Annotated in this window: 15 protein-coding genes; 5 read left to right on the forward strand and 10 right to left on the reverse strand. The window is 67.4% G+C overall.

Features of this window, described 5'->3' with window-relative positions:
* Nucleotides 1–95: 95 nt before the first annotated feature.
* The gene (locus tag ACFU5V_RS11225) at nucleotides 96–1,688 is read left to right on the forward strand and encodes an HD domain-containing phosphohydrolase (protein WP_378699168.1); all 1,593 of its coding nucleotides are present in this window, start codon (nucleotides 96–98) and stop codon (nucleotides 1,686–1,688) included.
* 38 nt (nucleotides 1,689–1,726) lie between these two features.
* On the opposite strand, the gene ACFU5V_RS11230 is transcribed toward ACFU5V_RS11225, so the two are convergent.
* Nucleotides 1,727–3,505 carry an ATP-binding cassette domain-containing protein gene (locus ACFU5V_RS11230; protein ID WP_378699170.1) on the reverse strand — a complete coding sequence of 593 codons (1,779 nt, stop codon included), beginning with the start codon at nucleotides 3,503–3,505 and terminating at the stop codon, nucleotides 1,727–1,729.
* Nucleotides 3,506–3,512: 7 nt separating this feature from the next.
* Nucleotides 3,513–3,884 carry a hypothetical protein gene (locus ACFU5V_RS11235; RefSeq protein WP_378440671.1) on the reverse strand — a complete coding sequence of 124 codons (372 nt, stop codon included), beginning with the start codon at nucleotides 3,882–3,884 and terminating at the stop codon, nucleotides 3,513–3,515.
* A 215-nt stretch (nucleotides 3,885–4,099) separates the two neighbouring features.
* Between ACFU5V_RS11235 and ACFU5V_RS11240 the strand changes: the two genes are divergently transcribed.
* Entirely contained in the window at nucleotides 4,100–5,392 is a 1,293-nt protein-coding gene (locus ACFU5V_RS11240) for a class I SAM-dependent methyltransferase (protein ID WP_378699172.1), read from the forward strand.
* 85 nt (nucleotides 5,393–5,477) lie between these two features.
* Here the strand turns inward: ACFU5V_RS11240 and ACFU5V_RS11245 are convergent, their stop codons facing one another.
* The 3 genes from ACFU5V_RS11245 to ACFU5V_RS11255 all read right to left on the reverse strand — a co-directional run bounded on the left by ACFU5V_RS11245 (nucleotide 5,478) and on the right by ACFU5V_RS11255 (nucleotide 10,165).
* Nucleotides 5,478–7,472 carry a transglycosylase domain-containing protein gene (locus ACFU5V_RS11245; protein WP_378440677.1) on the reverse strand — a complete coding sequence of 665 codons (1,995 nt, stop codon included), beginning with the start codon at nucleotides 7,470–7,472 and terminating at the stop codon, nucleotides 5,478–5,480.
* A gap of 187 nt (nucleotides 7,473–7,659) precedes the next feature.
* Nucleotides 7,660–8,988: a 2-hydroxycarboxylate transporter family protein gene (locus tag ACFU5V_RS11250; protein WP_378699175.1), complete on the reverse strand. Its 1,329-nt coding sequence runs from the start codon at nucleotides 8,986–8,988 to the stop codon at nucleotides 7,660–7,662.
* A 73-nt stretch (nucleotides 8,989–9,061) separates the two neighbouring features.
* Nucleotides 9,062–10,165, reverse strand: a complete 1,104-nt coding sequence (locus ACFU5V_RS11255; RefSeq protein ID WP_378699177.1) for a tartrate dehydrogenase — start codon at nucleotides 10,163–10,165, stop codon at nucleotides 9,062–9,064.
* 185 nt (nucleotides 10,166–10,350) lie between these two features.
* Between ACFU5V_RS11255 and ACFU5V_RS11260 the strand changes: the two genes are divergently transcribed.
* A complete protein-coding gene (locus ACFU5V_RS11260; protein WP_378699179.1) occupies nucleotides 10,351–11,256 on the forward strand; it encodes a LysR family transcriptional regulator in 906 nt (301 codons plus the stop codon).
* 53 nt (nucleotides 11,257–11,309) lie between these two features.
* On the opposite strand, the gene ACFU5V_RS11265 is transcribed toward ACFU5V_RS11260, so the two are convergent.
* Together ACFU5V_RS11265 and ACFU5V_RS11270 are read right to left on the reverse strand one after the other, a co-directional pair.
* Nucleotides 11,310–12,293 (reverse strand): potassium channel family protein, encoded by a 984-nt coding sequence (locus ACFU5V_RS11265; protein WP_378699181.1) that lies wholly within the window; start codon nucleotides 12,291–12,293, stop codon nucleotides 11,310–11,312.
* A 111-nt stretch (nucleotides 12,294–12,404) separates the two neighbouring features.
* Entirely contained in the window at nucleotides 12,405–12,803 is a 399-nt protein-coding gene (locus tag ACFU5V_RS11270) for a RidA family protein (protein ID WP_378430673.1), read from the reverse strand.
* Between ACFU5V_RS11270 and ACFU5V_RS11275 the strand changes: the two genes are divergently transcribed.
* The gene (locus ACFU5V_RS11275) at nucleotides 12,793–12,915 is read left to right on the forward strand and encodes a hypothetical protein (protein WP_378699639.1); all 123 of its coding nucleotides are present in this window, start codon (nucleotides 12,793–12,795) and stop codon (nucleotides 12,913–12,915) included. The two genes, ACFU5V_RS11270 and ACFU5V_RS11275, sit on opposite strands and share 11 nt — an antisense overlap.
* Complete coding sequence (locus tag ACFU5V_RS11280; protein WP_378430674.1) at nucleotides 12,912–13,946, forward strand: Rv2578c family radical SAM protein; 1,035 nt, start codon at nucleotides 12,912–12,914, stop codon at nucleotides 13,944–13,946. Before ACFU5V_RS11275 ends, ACFU5V_RS11280 begins: the two co-directional genes overlap by 4 nt.
* On the opposite strand, the gene ACFU5V_RS11285 is transcribed toward ACFU5V_RS11280, so the two are convergent.
* The 3 genes from ACFU5V_RS11285 to ACFU5V_RS11295 form a co-directional block, all read right to left on the reverse strand.
* Nucleotides 13,933–14,355 (reverse strand): PPOX class F420-dependent oxidoreductase, encoded by a 423-nt coding sequence (locus tag ACFU5V_RS11285; RefSeq protein ID WP_378430675.1) that lies wholly within the window; start codon nucleotides 14,353–14,355, stop codon nucleotides 13,933–13,935. The two genes, ACFU5V_RS11280 and ACFU5V_RS11285, sit on opposite strands and share 14 nt — an antisense overlap.
* Nucleotides 14,356–14,543: 188 nt before the next feature.
* On the reverse strand, nucleotides 14,544–15,260 hold the full coding sequence (locus tag ACFU5V_RS11290) for an SRPBCC domain-containing protein (RefSeq protein WP_378699184.1): 717 nt from the start codon (nucleotides 15,258–15,260) through the stop codon (nucleotides 14,544–14,546).
* A 2-nt stretch (nucleotides 15,261–15,262) separates the two neighbouring features.
* On the reverse strand, nucleotides 15,263–15,889 hold the full coding sequence (locus tag ACFU5V_RS11295; protein WP_378430677.1) for an ArsR/SmtB family transcription factor: 627 nt from the start codon (nucleotides 15,887–15,889) through the stop codon (nucleotides 15,263–15,265).
* Between the last annotated feature and the right edge of the window lie 6 nt (nucleotides 15,890–15,895).

Genomic DNA, 15,895 nt, shown 5'->3' on the forward strand with positions numbered 1-15,895 from the left:
CCCAGTGTGCGCGACGGGCATACCCCGAATCGGGCAACGCCGGCCCGCTCGTGGACCGTGTTCAGGTGGACCGTATGCAGGTGGACAATGGGTAGATGCACCCGCACGGGACGCTGCCCGGCTCGGACAAGGGATTGAGCAGAGCCGAACTGCTGGCCGCGGTATCGCTGGCGATCGACCTCGGTCTGGGTCAGCCGATGGAGCACATGCTTCGATCGTCCCTGATCGCGATACGGATCGCCGAGCGGATGGAACTCGACCCCCGGCAGCGGGCGACCGTGTACTACGCCAACCTGATCGGATGGATCGGTTGTCACGCCGACTCCCACGAACTCTCGGCACTCGTCGGCGACGACATCGCTTTCCGAGCCGACACCTACGCGGTGGACATGACCGGTCTGCCGTTTCTTCGACTGATGACGAGTCACGTGGGGCGCGGGTTACCCGGCTGGGAGCGCGGAATCAGCGCCGCCGGATTTCTGGTCGCGGCTCGCAGCCAGGTCGCCACGCTGATCCATTCGCATTGCAGTTCCGCCGGGGTTCTGTCCGACCGGATGGGCTTGGACGGGCAGGTCGGAAAGGCGCTGGCCTACGTCTTCGAGCGCTGGGACGGTCGAGGGCTGCCCAACGGGTGTCGCGGAGAGGGCATCCCGGTCGAGATCCACATCGCTCACGTGGCAGACGTCGTCGAGGTGCACCTGCGGACGGGTGGGCTGGGGCACGCGAAGGACGTTCTCCGTTCCCGGCGCGGCAGTCAGTTCAGCCCGGCCGTGGTGGACGTGTTCGAACGTGACGCGGCGGCAATCGTGGACGGGTTGTTCGACACGGACGTCTGGGTTGCGGCGTTGACCGCAGCACCGGATCGTGACCGAACCCTGACGGCCGAGGAGAGCGACGAGTTGCTCAGGGCCATGGCTGATTTCGTCGACCTCAAATCCCCGTACACGCTGGGGCATTCGCGTGGCGTCGCGAATCTGGTTGGTGGGGCGGCCCGCCACCGGGGCATGTCACCACCGGACGTCGGCCTGCTCTACCGTGCCGGCCTCGTGCACAGCCTCGGCAAAATGGGAGTGTCCAACCAGATCTGGGAGAAGAAGGGGCCGCTGACGACGGCTGAATGGGAACGGGTACGGATGTATCCGGATCTGACCGGCCGGATCCTGAGGCGAGTGAACGGCTTGGAGTCGGTGGTGTCCGTCGCGATGAAGCACCGGGAACGGATCGACGGGTCCGGCTTTCCCCGGGGGATCGCCGGCGCGGAATTGACTCCGAAGGACCGGCTGCTCGCCGCGGCGGAGGCGTACCAGGGTCTGCTCGAGCCGCGTCCCCACCGGCCGGCGCTCGATGCGCGGGGCGCCGCCGATCGGCTGCGCGGGGACGCGCGTGCCGGGCGCCTCGACGCCGAGTCGGTGGCCGCCGTGCTGGCGGCGGCCGGACAGCGGCTGTCGAGGCGCACGCCCTGGCCGGCCGGGCTGACCGACCGCGAGGTCGAGATCCTGCGACTCGTCGCGCAGGGCCGGTCCAACCGGGAGATCGCCGCCGACCTGTTCATCGCCGAGAAGACGGCACGCAACCACGTCGAACGTGTCTACGCCAAACTCGGTGTCAACAACCGCACGCAGGCCAGTCTCGCTGCGATCGATCGGGGTCTGGTGGGCTTCCCGGTCAATGAGGTCGCAGGGAAGTGACGCGTCCGGCGTCCGGCGGGACCGACCGTGCCGGGCGGTCATCGCCGGGATGCGCCGGGCCGGGATCGCCGGTCCAATACCCACACCGTGGCGAGTGTGAGGCCCACGGCAAACGAGGCGAGCGCGAGGAGACTGCCGCCGGTACCGCCCCGGAAGGTGTCGCCGTAGGCGGACATGGCCGGCACCGCGGTGCTGTACCGGTCGAGGTCCAGGTCACGACCCAATGCTTCGAAGGCATGGCGGTTGGACAGGCCGAGGCTCATCAGGCGTCCCGGGACGGCCATCTCGTCGACGGGGACGATGGCGCCACCGAACAGAACCTGAGGGAAGCAGAGCATCGGCAGGGCGAGGGCGGCCTGCGCGGCGTTGGACACCGCGGCCGAGGCGAGCAGTCCGAGGACCAGCGCGGACGTCGCTTCGATCACAATCGTCACGAACAGGAAGGCGTACACGTGCCATCCGACGGCGGGGAGCCGACCGAGCGCCCGCAGAACACCGAGAAGCAGCGCGCTCACTCCGGCCAGCACCGGAAGCAGCGCGGTCACCTTCGAGGCCACGTAGGCGCTCACGCCGAGCCCGGCCAGGCGCTCCTGCCGGAAGACGGCCATCTCCCCGACGATCTGGAGCAGGCCGTAGGTGAGGCCGAAGAAGAAGCCCGCGAAGGCGATCCAGAACACGATCTGGGCGGGGCCGAGGTCGGCCGCGCCGCGCGGATCGAACGCGCCGCGCTGGAACAGCGTCGCCATCATCGCCGTGACCAGCACCGGTGAGCCGAGCAAGACCGCCAGGGTCAGCCGGTTGCGCAGAAGAACATCGACATTGCGTCGCGTGAGGAGCCACCACTGCTGCACGATGCCCGGGCGTTCGACGTTCGAGCGGGTGGCGGCGCGGGGCGGTGGGGCCGTGCCGGGCCGGGCGCCCGAATTCTCACCGCAGGCCGCGAATCGCTGCGCCCAGATCTGAGGGGTGTGCTCGCGTGCCAGCCGGTCGTACACCTCGGCGAGATCCTCCACACCGAAGTAGCGCCGAGCCTCGGTCGGGCTGCCGGTGAAGGCCAGGTGTCCGTCGCGTGCCAGGAACACCACCCGGTCGCACCGGTCGATGCCCGCGGGCTCGTGTGTCGTGAGGACGACCGTGACGCCGCGCCGGCTGAGCCGGTGCAGCAGGCGCATCACGTCGGCTGCGGTCGACGGATCGAGCCCGGAGGTGGGTTCGTCGAGGAAGAAGAGCCGTGGCCGGGTGAGTAGCTCCACGGCGATACTCGCCCGCTTGCGTTGGCCGCCGGACAGCGCACGGACCGGCACCTCGGCCCGATCGGCCAGGTCGAGGTCCTGCATGGTCTCGTCGACGATCCGGTCCGCTTCGGCCGCCGACGTGCCCGCGGGCAGCCGGAGCCGCGCCGCGTACCGCAGCGTGCGGCGCAGCGGCATCTCGAGGTGGATGATGTCGTCCTGGGGTACGTAGCCGATACGGGAATCGGCGACGACCCGGGCCCCGCGAACGACGCCGTCGTGCCGAACCTCCCCGGCCGACGGTGGTTGCAGTCCGGCAAGGATCTCCAGCAACGTGCTCTTTCCCGCTCCGCTGCCGCCGGCAATGGCGACCAACTCGCCCGGTTCGACCGATAGCGACAGCTCCTGGAGAATCTGCCGCCGCCCGACACTCCTGCTCACGTCGACCGCATCGACCCGCCCGCCGTCCGCCGCGTCAGGTCCGTGATCCGACAGGCACGTGCCGACCCGCCCGACGGTGGGTGGTTCGAATGCAGATTCGGTCGTGACCGGTGATTTCCGTGATTCCTGAACTCGCTTCGTCATGCCCTGATCATCGGTCCGCCGGTTCCGTCGTCGCATGGGGCGTTTGCCTCAAATCGCGAGGTCCCTGCTGCTCTTTCCGGCCGTCAACCGTCGATTCTCGGGACAGGACGTGCTCGGCCGCGCCAGCTACGCTGGCGTGATTGCGGTGGGCAATGTCGAGGAGTGCGTCGAAGGCGGCTTCCTGGCCGCAACCATATTGCTCGGCCAGGAGTGCTACCGCGGTCGACAGCAGCTGTGCACGTGCCATCTTCGACGAGTTCCGTCCGGCTGCAGCGGAGGTGTCAGTTGGCACGGAAAGTCCTTTCGCTCTGTCGGCGGTCCAGGCGACCTGGGCGACCACTTCAGAGTCGTCGGCGAGACGAACAGAGAACACCGACATTCGCCTAGTCGTTCCCAGGCGTGCGGGCGGCGAGATTCGAGAATCGCGACGCCCGAATCGGTGGCAGTAGTTGGTGTGATGGTCTGCGGCGACGGACGTTCCATCGATATGGTCGACGAGGTGGATTTCGGGACGTTTGAGGGTTGACAGGTCTGTGGGTCACGGCGAGCGGCATGAAGTGCGCACGCCGGACCCACACTTCGACGGAGGTGGGTATGACGGTCGCTGACACGGTGGCTCCGCTGGTTCGCGCGGTGCTCGGTACGCAGGTTCCGGTGGGGATCAGGTGCTGGGACGGTAGTCGCAGTGGACCTGCGGACGCGCCGTGGCAGGTGCACCTCGTCAATCGGCGTGGCCTGCGGCGGTTGCTGTGGGCGCCGAACGATCTCGGTTTCGCCCGGGCCTACGTGTCCGGCGACATCGACATCGAGGGTGACCTGCTCGCCGGACTGGACGCGCTGGAGGAGGTTGCGGACCCGAGCCGGGGCCCCGGTGTGCGGATCGACGGGCAGACGAAGAAGGCGCTGGCGACGGCGGCGCTGCGTCTGGGGATCGTCGGGCTGCCACCGAAGCCGCCGGCGGAGGAGATGACATCGCCGCGCGGGCGCCGGCACGACAAGGCCCGGGACGCCGCCGCGATCAGCCACCACTACGACGTCGGCAACGATTTCTATCGACTCGTGCTCGGTGAGTCGATGACCTATTCGTGTGCGTACTGGGCGGAGCCGGGCGGGGATCTGGACGCGGCCCAGTACGCCAAATGCGATCTGGTGGCCCGCAAGCTCGGACTGACCGCGGGGATGCGGGTACTCGACGTCGGCTGCGGGTGGGGGACTTTCGCGCTGCACGCGGCACGTCGTTACGGTGTGCACGTCGTCGGTGTCACCCTGTCCCACGAGCAGGCGGACTACGCCGCCAAACGGATGGTCGACGCCGGGGTGGGGGAGTTGGTGCAGATCCGGGTCCAGGATTACCGTGACGTCGCGGACGGCCCCTACGACGCGATCTCGAGCATCGGCATGGCCGAACACGTCGGCGAAACGATGCTGTCGACCTACGCCGCGGACCTGTTCGCCCTGTTACGCCCGGAGGGCCGGTTGCTCAACCACGCGATCTCGCGGCGACCACGCAAGACCGCGGACACGTTCTCCAGAACGTCGTTCATCGATCGCTACGTGTTCCCGGACGGTGAAATCGAACCGATGGCACCGATGATCGACGCGCTCGAAGGGGCCGGTTTCGAGGTGCGCGACGTCGAGTCGCTGCGCGAGCACTACGCGCTGACCCTGCGGGCCTGGGTGGCGAACCTGGAGGCGAACTGGGACGCGGCGGTGGCCTCCAGCAGCGCCGGACGGGCACGGGTGTGGCGACTGTACATGGCCGGGGCGGCGTTGGCGTTCTCGGCGAACCGGCTCGGGATCAACCAGATTCTGGCAGTCAAGAGCACCGCACGGGGCAGCAGCGGCATGCCCGGAACCCGCGACGAACTCTTGCGGGCGCACACCTGAGCAGCGGCGTTCCGCACCCGGTACGCGCCGAACCGCGCAGGTGCGGAGGCCCGCTCAGGTCGTCGCGGGCCTCGACACCACCCGGTCAACGGGCGTAGCGCGGGTCGATCGGAGGCAGGGCGGTGGGGCCGAAGTTGTTCGCGATCGGCATCATGGCCGTGAACCAGGTGCGGGCCGGCTCGGTGCCGCCGAACAGGTTTCCGTCCCCGCACGCGCGCAGCGGGCTGGTGCAGATCTGGCCCGGGGTCGGCGTGTCACCGAACACGTAGACGCTGCCTGCCAGGTTGTTCGTGTACCCGACGAACGCCGACGACATGTGCGATTCGGTGGTCCCGGTCTTGCCGGACATCGGCAGCTTCCACCCGGCGGCGCCGGCCGCGGCCGACGCGGTGCCACCGGGCAGGTCGTCCTTGCTGAGCGCGTTGGACAGGGTGTCGGCCAGGCCGGGATCGATGACCTGTTCGCACGCCTGCTGGGTGAGCGGCACCGGCCGGCCCTGCCGGTCGACGATGGAGTCGATCGGGCTCGGCGGGCACCACTTGCCGTGTGAGGCCAGGGTCGCGGCGACATTCGACAGTTCGAGCGGATTGATCCACACCGGGCCGAGGGTGAACGACCCCAGATTCTGGGCCTTCTGCATGTCGGCCAGACTCTGGTCCCCGAACCCGGAGGTGCCCGGTTCGTTGTAGGACCGCATGCCGAGGCGTACTGCCATGTCCACCGTCGCATCGACCCCGGTGGCCTGGAGAAGTTTCACGAACGCGGTGTTCGGTGACTGGGCGAGGGCGTCGGTGACCGACAGTGCCCGCGGATACGGGGCGGCGTTCTGCACGCAGTAGGCGCCGCCGGGGCACCCGGGGGCGCCGCCGTCGCCCATCCCGTAGGCGTCGAACCGGCCCGGTACGTCGAGGATCGCGTTCAGACGCAGCCCCTTCTCCATGGCCGCTGCGGTGGTGAAGATCTTGAACACCGATCCGGCTCCGTGCCCGGACAGGGAATAGGGCAGTTCCTGCACCGTCTCGGCGGCGGCTGCGTCCAGACCGTAGTTGCGACTGCCGGCCATGGCCAGGACCCGGTGTTGGTCCTGCCCGGGCTGCACGACGTTCATCACGCTCGCGATGTCAGGGAGTTTCGGGTCGGCGTAGGTGGTCACCGCCGACTTCACCGATCCCTGCACGGCCGGATCGAGGGTGGTGCGGATCAGGTAGCCGCCCCTTTCGAGTTGCTCCCGCGACAACCCGGCGTTCTGGAGGTACTGCAACGCGTAGTCGCAGAAGAACCCGCGGTCGCCGGCGGCGATGCATCCGCGGGGCAGGTTGTTCGGTTTCGGTAGCACCCCGAGCGGCGTTTCCTTGAGGGCGCGGATCTCGGCGGCCCGGTCCGGAACATTCACGACCAGGGTGTCCAGGACGACGTTGCGGCGCTCGAACACCCCCTCCGGGTTGGTGTAGGGGTTGAGTGCGGAACTGGACTGCACCATGCCCGCGAGCATCGCCGACTGCGCCAGGTTCAGGTCCTTCGCGTCGATGCCGAAGTAGGTGCGGGCGGCGTCCTGCACCCCGAACGAACCGTTGCCGAACGGCACCAGATTCAGATAGCGGGTGAGAATTTCCTCTTTGGACAGTTCCTGGTCGAGGGTCATCGCCATCCGGATCTCCCGGATCTTGCGGACCGGCGTGGTCTCGATCGCGGCCCGGCGTTCGCCGTCGGTCTTGGCGACCACGTGCAGCAGGTAGTTCTTCACGTACTGCTGATCGATCGTCGAGGCACCCTGTTCGATCTGACCGCTGGTGGTGTTGGTGAAGAACGCCCGCATCGTGCCCTGCCAGTCCACCCCCTGGTGTTCGCCGAACCGTCTGTCCTCGATGGAGAGAATCGCCAGTTTCATGTCGTTGGAGATCTGGTCGCTGGGGACCTCGAATCGGCGCTGGTCGTACAGCCAGGCGATCGGGTTCCCGGTGACGTCGGTCATCGTCGTCACCGCAGGCACCACCCCGTCGGACAGTTCGGCCGAGGAATTACCGACGCTGTCGGCGGCGCGGTTGGATGCATACCCCAGCCCGGCGGCGATCGGGAACATCACCCCGGCCAGCAGCACTCCCGCGGCCACCGTGGCACCGGTGAGTTTGAGAACGGTCCTGGTTTGCAATTCGGCACCTCCTGCGACGATGCACCGGCAACGACGCAACCGGTGCTCGCCCGATTATCGGGCCACTCGACGCGGTTGGGGCGTGAATGACACGCACGGGGTATTCCCGCAGGGTGTGTCAGCCGAGGATGCGGACGAGCGAGGCGGCGGAGACGACGGTGGTCACGCCGCCGAGCCGGGTCGAGATCTGCGCGAACGGCATCAGGTTCATGCGGTTCGATGCAGACAGGATCGCGACGTCGCCGGTTCCGCCGAGGCCGCTGTGGCAGACGGTCACCAGGGAGGCGTCGACCGGGTACATGCCGATCGCCTTGCCCACGAAGAACCCGACCAGCACCATCGAGAGCACCACGGCGGTACAGGTGATCACGTAGCCGATCGAGATGACGTCGATGACATTGTTCAGCGGCACGTAGAGCAGGCCGAGCCCGATCATGACCGGGTAGATGAAGTAGCCGGAGATGATCGTGTAGACGCCGCGGGCGCTGTCCTCGACACTGGCGGGGAAGACGTCGAACAGCTTGCAGATCACCGAGATGAGGATGACCAGCACCGGGGCCGGCAGGTGGACGAGATGCTCGAGGAGGGTGCCCAGCACGAACAGGCTGCAGATCGTCAGCACACCCATCGCGTAGTGGGGTGAGGTACTCGACTCCTGTTCCGCCGCATCGTCGCCGGGGGAGAGAAGGTCGTCGGCGCCACCGGTCTTGACCAGCCGGCCGCCGCCGTCGAGGTGCGGCCTGCGCTCACCGATCCGGCGCAGGACGCCGGCGCCGATGATGGCCACGATGTTGCCGATGATCGCGGCGGGAATCAGCTGGGCGATGTAGTCACCCGACTCTCCGCCGAGCGCGGAAGCGTAGGCGGCCGACAGCGGGATGACGCCTTCCCCGATTCCGCCGCCGAGGATGGGGACGACGATGAAGAACAGGGCGCGGTGGAAGTCGTAGCCGAAGGCCGTGGCGACGCCGATACCGACCGAGACGGCGACGGCGGTGCCGAGAACCAGCGGCGGGAAGATCTTGATCAAGCCGCCGACCATCACCGTGCGGCTCATGCCCAGGATGCTGCCGACCACGAGTGTGCAGATGACGAAGTACAGGAAGTTCGCTTCCTTCATCAGCGAATGCACCGCGTCGAGCGTGTTGTCGTTGAAGACGCCGAAGTAGACCAGAATCGACGGCGTCATCAGGCACACGAGCGCGCCGCCGCCGATCTTGGACACGATGGGAAGCCGATTTCCCAACGGCCCGAGGAGCATTCCCAGCCCGACGATGACGGCGAGCCCGCCGATCATGTTCTTCGGGATGGAGTCGAACAGGCCTGCCACCATCACGATGGCGGTCAACGTGATCGGGATGATCAGCGGCACACCGTCGAGGCTGGCGCGGCGCAGCGGCGAAGCCGGCTTCGCCCGAGTCTTGTCCGGTGGGGTCTTGACGCTCATGGGTGTTCCTCTTCGGGAATGTGGCGGCCTCACCGGCCGCGAATGGAGGGAGCGGAGAGGTCGCGCTCGCCGATCAGGATCGGACGAGCGCGAGGCCGGCGTTGGTGTCGAACCGGCGGCAGATCGCGTCGCCGAGGGTCCTGGTGGTGGCGGTGCCGCCCATGTCCGGGGTGAGTGCGTCACCACCGGCAGCGAGGACGTCCTCGACGGCCGTCATGATCGCCGCGGCCGCTTCGAATTCGCCGAGATGCTCGAGCATCATGCTCGCGCTCCAGATCTGCCCGATCGGGTTGGCGATGCCCTTGCCTGCGATGTCCGGTGCGGAACCGTGAACCGGTTCGAACAGGCTCGGGAACGTGCGCTCGGGGTTGATGTTTCCGCTCGGCGCCACGCCGATGGTGCCGGTGCAGGCCGGGCCCAGATCGGAGAGGATGTCCCCGAACAGGTTGCTGGCGACGACGACGTCGAACCAGTCCGGGTGCAGCACGAAGTTCGCCGTGAGGATGTCGATGTGGTACTTGTCCACCGCGACGTCCGTGAAGTTTCGGGCCATCGCTTCGACGCGCTGATCCCAGTACGGCATCGAGATCGAGATCCCGTTGCTCTTCGTCGCCGACGTCAGGTGCCTCTTGGGCCGGGACTGCGCCAGGTCGAAGGCGTACTTCAGGATCCGGTCCACGCCGGTGCGGGTCATCACCGTTTCCTGGATGACGGTTTCCCGGTCCGTGCCCTCGAAGATCGTGCCGCCGATGCTCGAGTACTCGCCCTCGGTGTTCTCCCGCACCACGTAGAAGTCGACGTCCCCGGGTTCGCGGCCGGCGAGCGGGCTGGTGATGCCGGGCAGGAGCTTGACCGGGCGGAGGCTCACGTACTGGTCGAAGTGGCGGCGGAACTGCAGCAGGCTGCCCCACAGGCTGATGTGGTCGGGCACCACCTCGGGCCAGCCGACGGCGCCGAAGAAGATCGCGTCGAACTGGTTGAGCTGGTCGAACCAGCCCTCGGGCAGCATCTGGCCGGTGCGGGTGTAGTAGTCGGCGCTGGCGTAGTCGAATTGTTCGTAGTCGAGCCGGAAGTCGAACGCCGAGGCCGCGGCCTCGAGCACCCGAAGTCCCTCCGGGACGACCTCCGTCCCGATCCCGTCGCCGGGGATGACCGCGATCCGATGTGTTGCACCCATGGTGTACCTACTTTCTGACAACGTTGCGAACGTCGGCTCTCCCTGACGGGGTGAGGAAATCGGTGACTGGAGCACTGATTCGCCGACTACTGTGGGCATGGACACAGCGTATCCGGCAACAATCAGCCCAAAAAGGTGCACATGCGCAAGACAGTCTTGCCTGAAACGAAAGAATAAGCGACGCCATGAGTGAAGCATCGGCCGACGACGCCCTGTTCTTCGACGTCGTCGCACGATCGTCGAGCCTGACGGAGGCCGCCCGCGAATTCGGCGTCTCGGTGTCGTCGGTGAGCAAGCGGCTCAGTCGGATCGAGCGCCGCCTGGGCGTCCGCCTGATCCAGCGCACCACCCGGCGCCTGACGATGACGTCGGAGGGGGAGCGTTACGCGGCCGGGGCCGCGGTCATCGCGGCGGAACTCACCGAACTCGAGGAATCGATCTCCGAGGCGCACGCCGAACTCGTCGGCCGGGTGCGTATCCACGCGACCCTGGGTCTGGGGCGCGCGCACATCGCACCGTTGGTCGCCCAATTCCTGGACGAGCATCCGCGGCTGAACGTCGAACTCGATCTGTCCCCGCTCCCTCTCAACATCGCAGGCACCACGTTCGACATCGGCATCCGGGTCGGGTCGCTGCAGGACTCGCGGTTGACCGCGAAACGGTTATGCCGGAACCGGCGTGTGGTCTGCGCGTCGCCCGCCTACCTCGGCCGCAGCGGAATCCCGCTCGAGCCGAAGGATCTCGAGCACCACAACTGCATCGTGATCCGCGAGAACGAAGGCGACTACGCGCTGTGGCGGTTCGGAGTCGACCACGAGGAGACCGCGGTACGGGTGTCCGGGAATCTGCTGTGCAACGACGGCGACGTGGTCACCCAGTGGTGCGTGGACGGCCACGGGCTGATCATGCGCTCGATCTGGCACGTCGCCCCACTCCTGCGGGACGGCACCCTCGTGCAGGTGCTGGCCGACATCCCCACCCCGTCGGCGGACGTACACGCGCTGTACTCGGCCACCACCCACGTTCCCCGCCGCATCCGCGAACTCGTCGATTACCTCGCTGCCGGACTGCACCCCAGAATCGAGGTGTGAGACCGACCGATCGACTCGTCGGCGACGTCGACGGCGCCGGACCCGCGCGGGCGTCACGGGTTGACGTGGTGGCGTGCCGCGTCGAGTTCGTCGGGCGTTCCGAGAGCGATGAGGATCGTGCCGGGTTCGAGTTGGACAGTGGGGGCCGGATTGGCGACGAACTGACCGGACACGGCGCGAATCGCAAGCAGCAGTGCGCCACTGACGTGAAGTCCCATCTGCGCAAGCGTGTATCCCACCCAGGGTGAGGTGGACCCGACGGTGATCTCTTCCATTCGGTAGTCGAGGGTCTCGTCGTGCATCACCACGTCGAAGAATTCGGCCACGTGGGGTTGCAGCGCAAAGGAACCCATTCTGCGGCCGCCGATCAATTGCGGGTTGACCACCCGGTTGGCGCCGGCGCGTACGAGTTTGGACATCGACCCCTCGTTCCGGGCGCGGGCGATGATGACGAGATCCGGGCGCAATGCCCGGCTCGACAGCGTGACGTACACGTTGTCGGCATCGGTGTCGAGTGCGGAGATCAGAGCGTGTGCGTGTGCGATCCCGGCTGCTTCGAGAGTCCGGTCGTCGGTGACGTCGCCGATGACGGTGGGATGCTGGATATCTCGGAGTCTGTCCGCTTCGCGGTCGATGACGACGATCTCGCGGCCGAGTGAGGTGAGGTACTGGGCGCTCGCAGTACCCACCCGGCCCCATCCGCAGATGATGATGTGGCCGGTCATCCGGCCGATGCGTCGATCCATTCGCCGTCTCTCCATGTGGTGGCGCAGGTGGCCCTCGATGAGCGCCTCGAGCAGGACGCCGAACATGTACAGCGCGGTGCCCACCCCCGCGAGGATGAGGGTGATCGTGAATATTTCTCCGACGCGGCTGAGTGGATGTACTTCGCGGAATCCGACGGTCGTGATCGTGGTGACCGTCTGATAGAGCGCGTCCAGGATCCCGAAGCCGAGGACGATGTATCCGGCCGTGCCGATGACAACGACCAGCGCGAACGCGAGGAGCGCTCGACCGATTCGTGCCAAGGGGCTCACCGCGACAATTGTTCCCCCGATCTCGTCGAAGAGTGGGTATTTCCGATGGACCACCGACGGGTGGGGAGGCGGACAGGGCGTACGCCGGTGCGGTGCCGCCTCCCCGGATCGTCAGTCGCCGACGACGGCGTCGGCCTCGATCTCGATGAGCAGTCCCGGGGCGATCAGCGCGCTGACCTCGAGGATCGTCGTGGCGGGACGGATCTCGCCGAAAACCTCGCCGTGTGCGATGCCCGCTTCTTCCCACCGGCTCATGTCGGTGAGGTACATGCGGGTGCGGATCACATCGGTCGTGCTCGCGCCGGCCTCCGCGAGCGCCGCCTCGATTCGGCGCAGCGCCTCGCGTGTCTGCTCTGCGAGATCGTCTCCGCCGACGGGGCCGTCGGGACCCGACGCGGTGGTACCCGACACGGACACGAGTTGACCGATCCGCACGGCTCGGGAATAGCCGATCTTGCCTTCCCACTCGGAACCGGACGAGATGTTGTTTCTGTTCGACATGAGCGACATTGTCGCAATCCCGGATCCGGCACCCACCAGCGCGGTCGACGTCGAGGAACTCGCGTTCGCCCGGCGCGAAGCCTTGACACCGGTTAGAACACATGTTCGCATGTACTCATGAGGTGGGATGGGCAAGCGGTCGACGCCGACGACGGTGCATTGCCAGGGCTGGAACGCGCCGGACTCGTGCGCAGCGTACAGACACCCGAGTTCGACGGCATCACCTTTCACGAAGTGCTCTGCAAGAGCGCGCTGAACAAGATGCCCGAGGAGTCGCAACTGCCATTCCGGTTCACCGTCAATGCCTTTCGCGGGTGCTCGCACGCATGCCGCTACTGTTTCGCCCGGCCCACCCACGAATACCTCGACCTCGATGCGGGCGGCGACTTCGACAGTCAGATCGTCGTGAAGACCAACGTCGCGGCGGTGCTGCGCAAGGAGTTGGGGCGCAGGTCGTGGAAGCGTGAACACGTGGCGCTCGGCACCAACACCGATCCGTATCAGCGCGCCGAGGGCCGGTACCGTCTGATGCCCGGCATCATTCGGGCGCTCGCCGAATCCGCCACCCCGTTCTCGATTCTGACCAAGGGGACGCTGCTGCGGCGCGACCTTCCGCTGCTGACTCTGGCCGCCCGTCAGGTGCCGGTGAGCATCGGCGTCTCGCTGGCGATCCACGATCCCGACCTCCAGAAGTCGATCGAGCCGGGAACGCCCACCCCGAAGGCGCGCCTCGACCTGATCCGGGCGATCACCGACGCCGGGCTGCCGTGCAATGTGATGGTGGCTCCCGTCATTCCGTTCCTCACCGATTCGGTGCGCCACCTGGACGGCCTGCTCGAATCGATCGCCGATGCCGGTGCCTCGGGCGTGACCGTCTTTCCGATGCACCTGCGCGGCAGTACCAAGGGCTGGTTCCTGAACTGGCTGTCGACGGAGCATCCCGCGCTCGTCCGCCAGTACCGGCAGTTGTACGGGCGGGCGGCCTACGTTCCGCCCGAATACAAGTCGTGGCTGAAGCAGCGAGTCGACCCGCTCGTCGACCGGTACGGTCTCGGCGGCGGTGCGAAACACCGGGAGGCCGGGCAGCCCGAACCGGATCGAGGTGAACTGGTCGGGGCGGGTCGTCCCGGACCGGCGCTCACCCTCTTCTGAGGTGGACGGTCCGTCTCGGTTCGTACCATTCGGCGTCTGCGGGTTCTCCCGCCATGTTCCAACTCCACGAGATGGTCGGTGCGATGCGCACATAAATGCCGGGTCCGACCATGCCGTCCCGTTCCACCGGCTGATCGGCCGTGCCGTAGACCCGGATGGATCGCGCGACGAACGGCTCGAACGAGACCAGGTCGTCGACGACCAGCGACACCTTGTCGTTCCCGGCCCGGATGTTCCGGAACTTGCGGGTACCGGCGACGGACGGACCGGAACCTCCCACCCAGAAGTCCGTTCCGTCGAACTCGAACGCGAGTGGAACCACGTCGGGTTGCCCGTCTGCGCCGACGGTGGCGACGCGGGCGATCGGCTGCGACCGCAGGTAGGCGATCTCTTCGTCCGTGAACGACATGGAAACTCCTCGAGGCCAACCGATGTTCCTGTGTCGACACTAGTCAAAGGGACGCGCAACGCGCCCCGCCTTGCCGCACCCACAAAGGGGAGGGGTTCGCCCGCCGGCGCACGATCGAGAAGCGTTTCGTGGGCACGTCCCGGGTGGAGGCGAGTGCACCGCCTCCCGAACTCGGGCACCGCGGAGAGTCACGCGAAGACGTCGTCCAGCCAGGACGTCCACGCGTCCTGCGACTTCTCCTGGTCGGCGCCCGCGGCGAACAGGTGGTGCGCCGCGTCGACCGTTCCGCCGAACGCGTTGCGGCCGTAGAACCGGTACAGCGCGTCGCCGGTCCGGATGCCGATGAAGTGCGGCGTCAGGTAGTCGACGACGCCGTCCACCGTGCCGAATCCGGGAACGTCGACGGTGACCGTGTCGCCGGCGGTCGACGTGTCGGACAGGCCGAGCGCGCCGCGAAGCGTGGTCATCGCTGCGGGATCGGCGGAGGCAGCCGGGCCGCCGGCCGCGATGTAGGTGGCCGCGCGGCCCGCGAAGTGCTGGACGTACTGGCCGAGGCTGTGCAGGTAGAACGTGGTGTGCTTGTCGGCACCGTCGTACTGGGCGTCCCAGTCGTCGGTGAAGATGCCGCTGTGGACGTAGCGCAGTGCCGCGGTGCCGCCGTCCCGCGCCTCGATGAGGTACTCCAGCGCGTTGAACCAGCCGTCGGGGCCCTCCTGGCGGACCGCGAACTTCTGCGGCGGCTCCCAGGCGACGACGGCGGGGTCGTCGGGTCCCTCGTTGCCGGTCCCCGGATCGAGGTCGGTGGGGAACATCCAGCCGCCGGTGCCGGTGGTGACGGCGGCGAACACGTCCTCGGCGGTGGCGTTCAGGACGACTTCGCGGCGGATCTCGAAATTCTTCGACATGGCTAGTTCTCCTCGTGACGGTTGCCGGATGACTTCGGTTGCGCGGACGGTGTTTTGAGGCTCGGATGCAGTGCGACGACGAGGCGGTGCCTGCGCCCGTTCGGGGCGTTCTCGTCGTGGTAGCGGGCCACCAGGTTCTTGACGGACTCGCCGAGTTCGTCGGCGAACGCGGACCGGTCGGCCGCCGATGCGAACTGGATCTCGCTGTCGATCGCGTAGGTGGCCAACGGCTGACGTGCCGCGGTGGCGCCGGCGATCAACTCGCCGACCTCACGCACCAGTCGCGCGGCCAGCGCCACCAGCCATCGGGCCGACAGTTGGTCCGGAGCCCGGTCGGGGTCGGGCGCGAGGGCGGCGAACGCGGCGGGGGAGATGACGTACGACGCCGCGGTGGCCTGGAACAGCCGTTCGGTGACGTTGCCCTTCCTGCGTTCCTCGACGAGTTCGACGAGGCGGTGTTCCTCGAGCGCCCGCAGGTGGTAGTTGGCCTTCTGCCGTGTCAATCCCACCTGGGCGGCGACGGAACTCGCCGAACCGGGTTCGGCGAGCGCCGCCAGCAACCGTGCCCGGACCGGGTCCAGCGAAATCTCGGCGGCGGCCGCTTGATCGATCACTGCTACGTCCAACATGCATCA

The organism is Rhodococcus sp. NPDC057529, from assembly GCF_042802055.1.
Lineage (GTDB): Bacteria > Actinomycetota > Actinomycetes > Mycobacteriales > Mycobacteriaceae > Rhodococcus_F.

Coding starts and splice junctions, on each gene's coding strand:
- ACFU5V_RS11225 (WP_378699168.1), top strand. CDS start 96: ATGCACCCGCACGGGACGCTGCCCGGCTCGGACAAGGGATTGAGCAGA.
- ACFU5V_RS11230 (WP_378699170.1), bottom strand. CDS start 3,505: ATGACGAAGCGAGTTCAGGAATCACGGAAATCACCGGTCACGACCGAA.
- ACFU5V_RS11235 (WP_378440671.1), bottom strand. CDS start 3,884: ATGTCGGTGTTCTCTGTTCGTCTCGCCGACGACTCTGAAGTGGTCGCC.
- ACFU5V_RS11240 (WP_378699172.1), top strand. CDS start 4,100: ATGACGGTCGCTGACACGGTGGCTCCGCTGGTTCGCGCGGTGCTCGGT.
- ACFU5V_RS11245 (WP_378440677.1), bottom strand. CDS start 7,472: ATGTTCCCGATCGCCGCCGGGCTGGGGTATGCATCCAACCGCGCCGCC.
- ACFU5V_RS11250 (WP_378699175.1), bottom strand. CDS start 8,988: ATGAGCGTCAAGACCCCACCGGACAAGACTCGGGCGAAGCCGGCTTCG.
- ACFU5V_RS11255 (WP_378699177.1), bottom strand. CDS start 10,165: ATGGGTGCAACACATCGGATCGCGGTCATCCCCGGCGACGGGATCGGG.
- ACFU5V_RS11260 (WP_378699179.1), top strand. CDS start 10,351: ATGAGTGAAGCATCGGCCGACGACGCCCTGTTCTTCGACGTCGTCGCA.
- ACFU5V_RS11275 (WP_378699639.1), top strand. CDS start 12,793: ATGAGCGACATTGTCGCAATCCCGGATCCGGCACCCACCAGCGCGGTC.
- ACFU5V_RS11270 (WP_378430673.1), bottom strand. CDS start 12,803: ATGTCGCTCATGTCGAACAGAAACAACATCTCGTCCGGTTCCGAGTGG.
- ACFU5V_RS11280 (WP_378430674.1), top strand. CDS start 12,912: ATGAGGTGGGATGGGCAAGCGGTCGACGCCGACGACGGTGCATTGCCA.
- ACFU5V_RS11285 (WP_378430675.1), bottom strand. CDS start 14,355: ATGTCGTTCACGGACGAAGAGATCGCCTACCTGCGGTCGCAGCCGATC.
- ACFU5V_RS11290 (WP_378699184.1), bottom strand. CDS start 15,260: ATGTCGAAGAATTTCGAGATCCGCCGCGAAGTCGTCCTGAACGCCACC.
- ACFU5V_RS11295 (WP_378430677.1), bottom strand. CDS start 15,889: ATGTTGGACGTAGCAGTGATCGATCAAGCGGCCGCCGCCGAGATTTCG.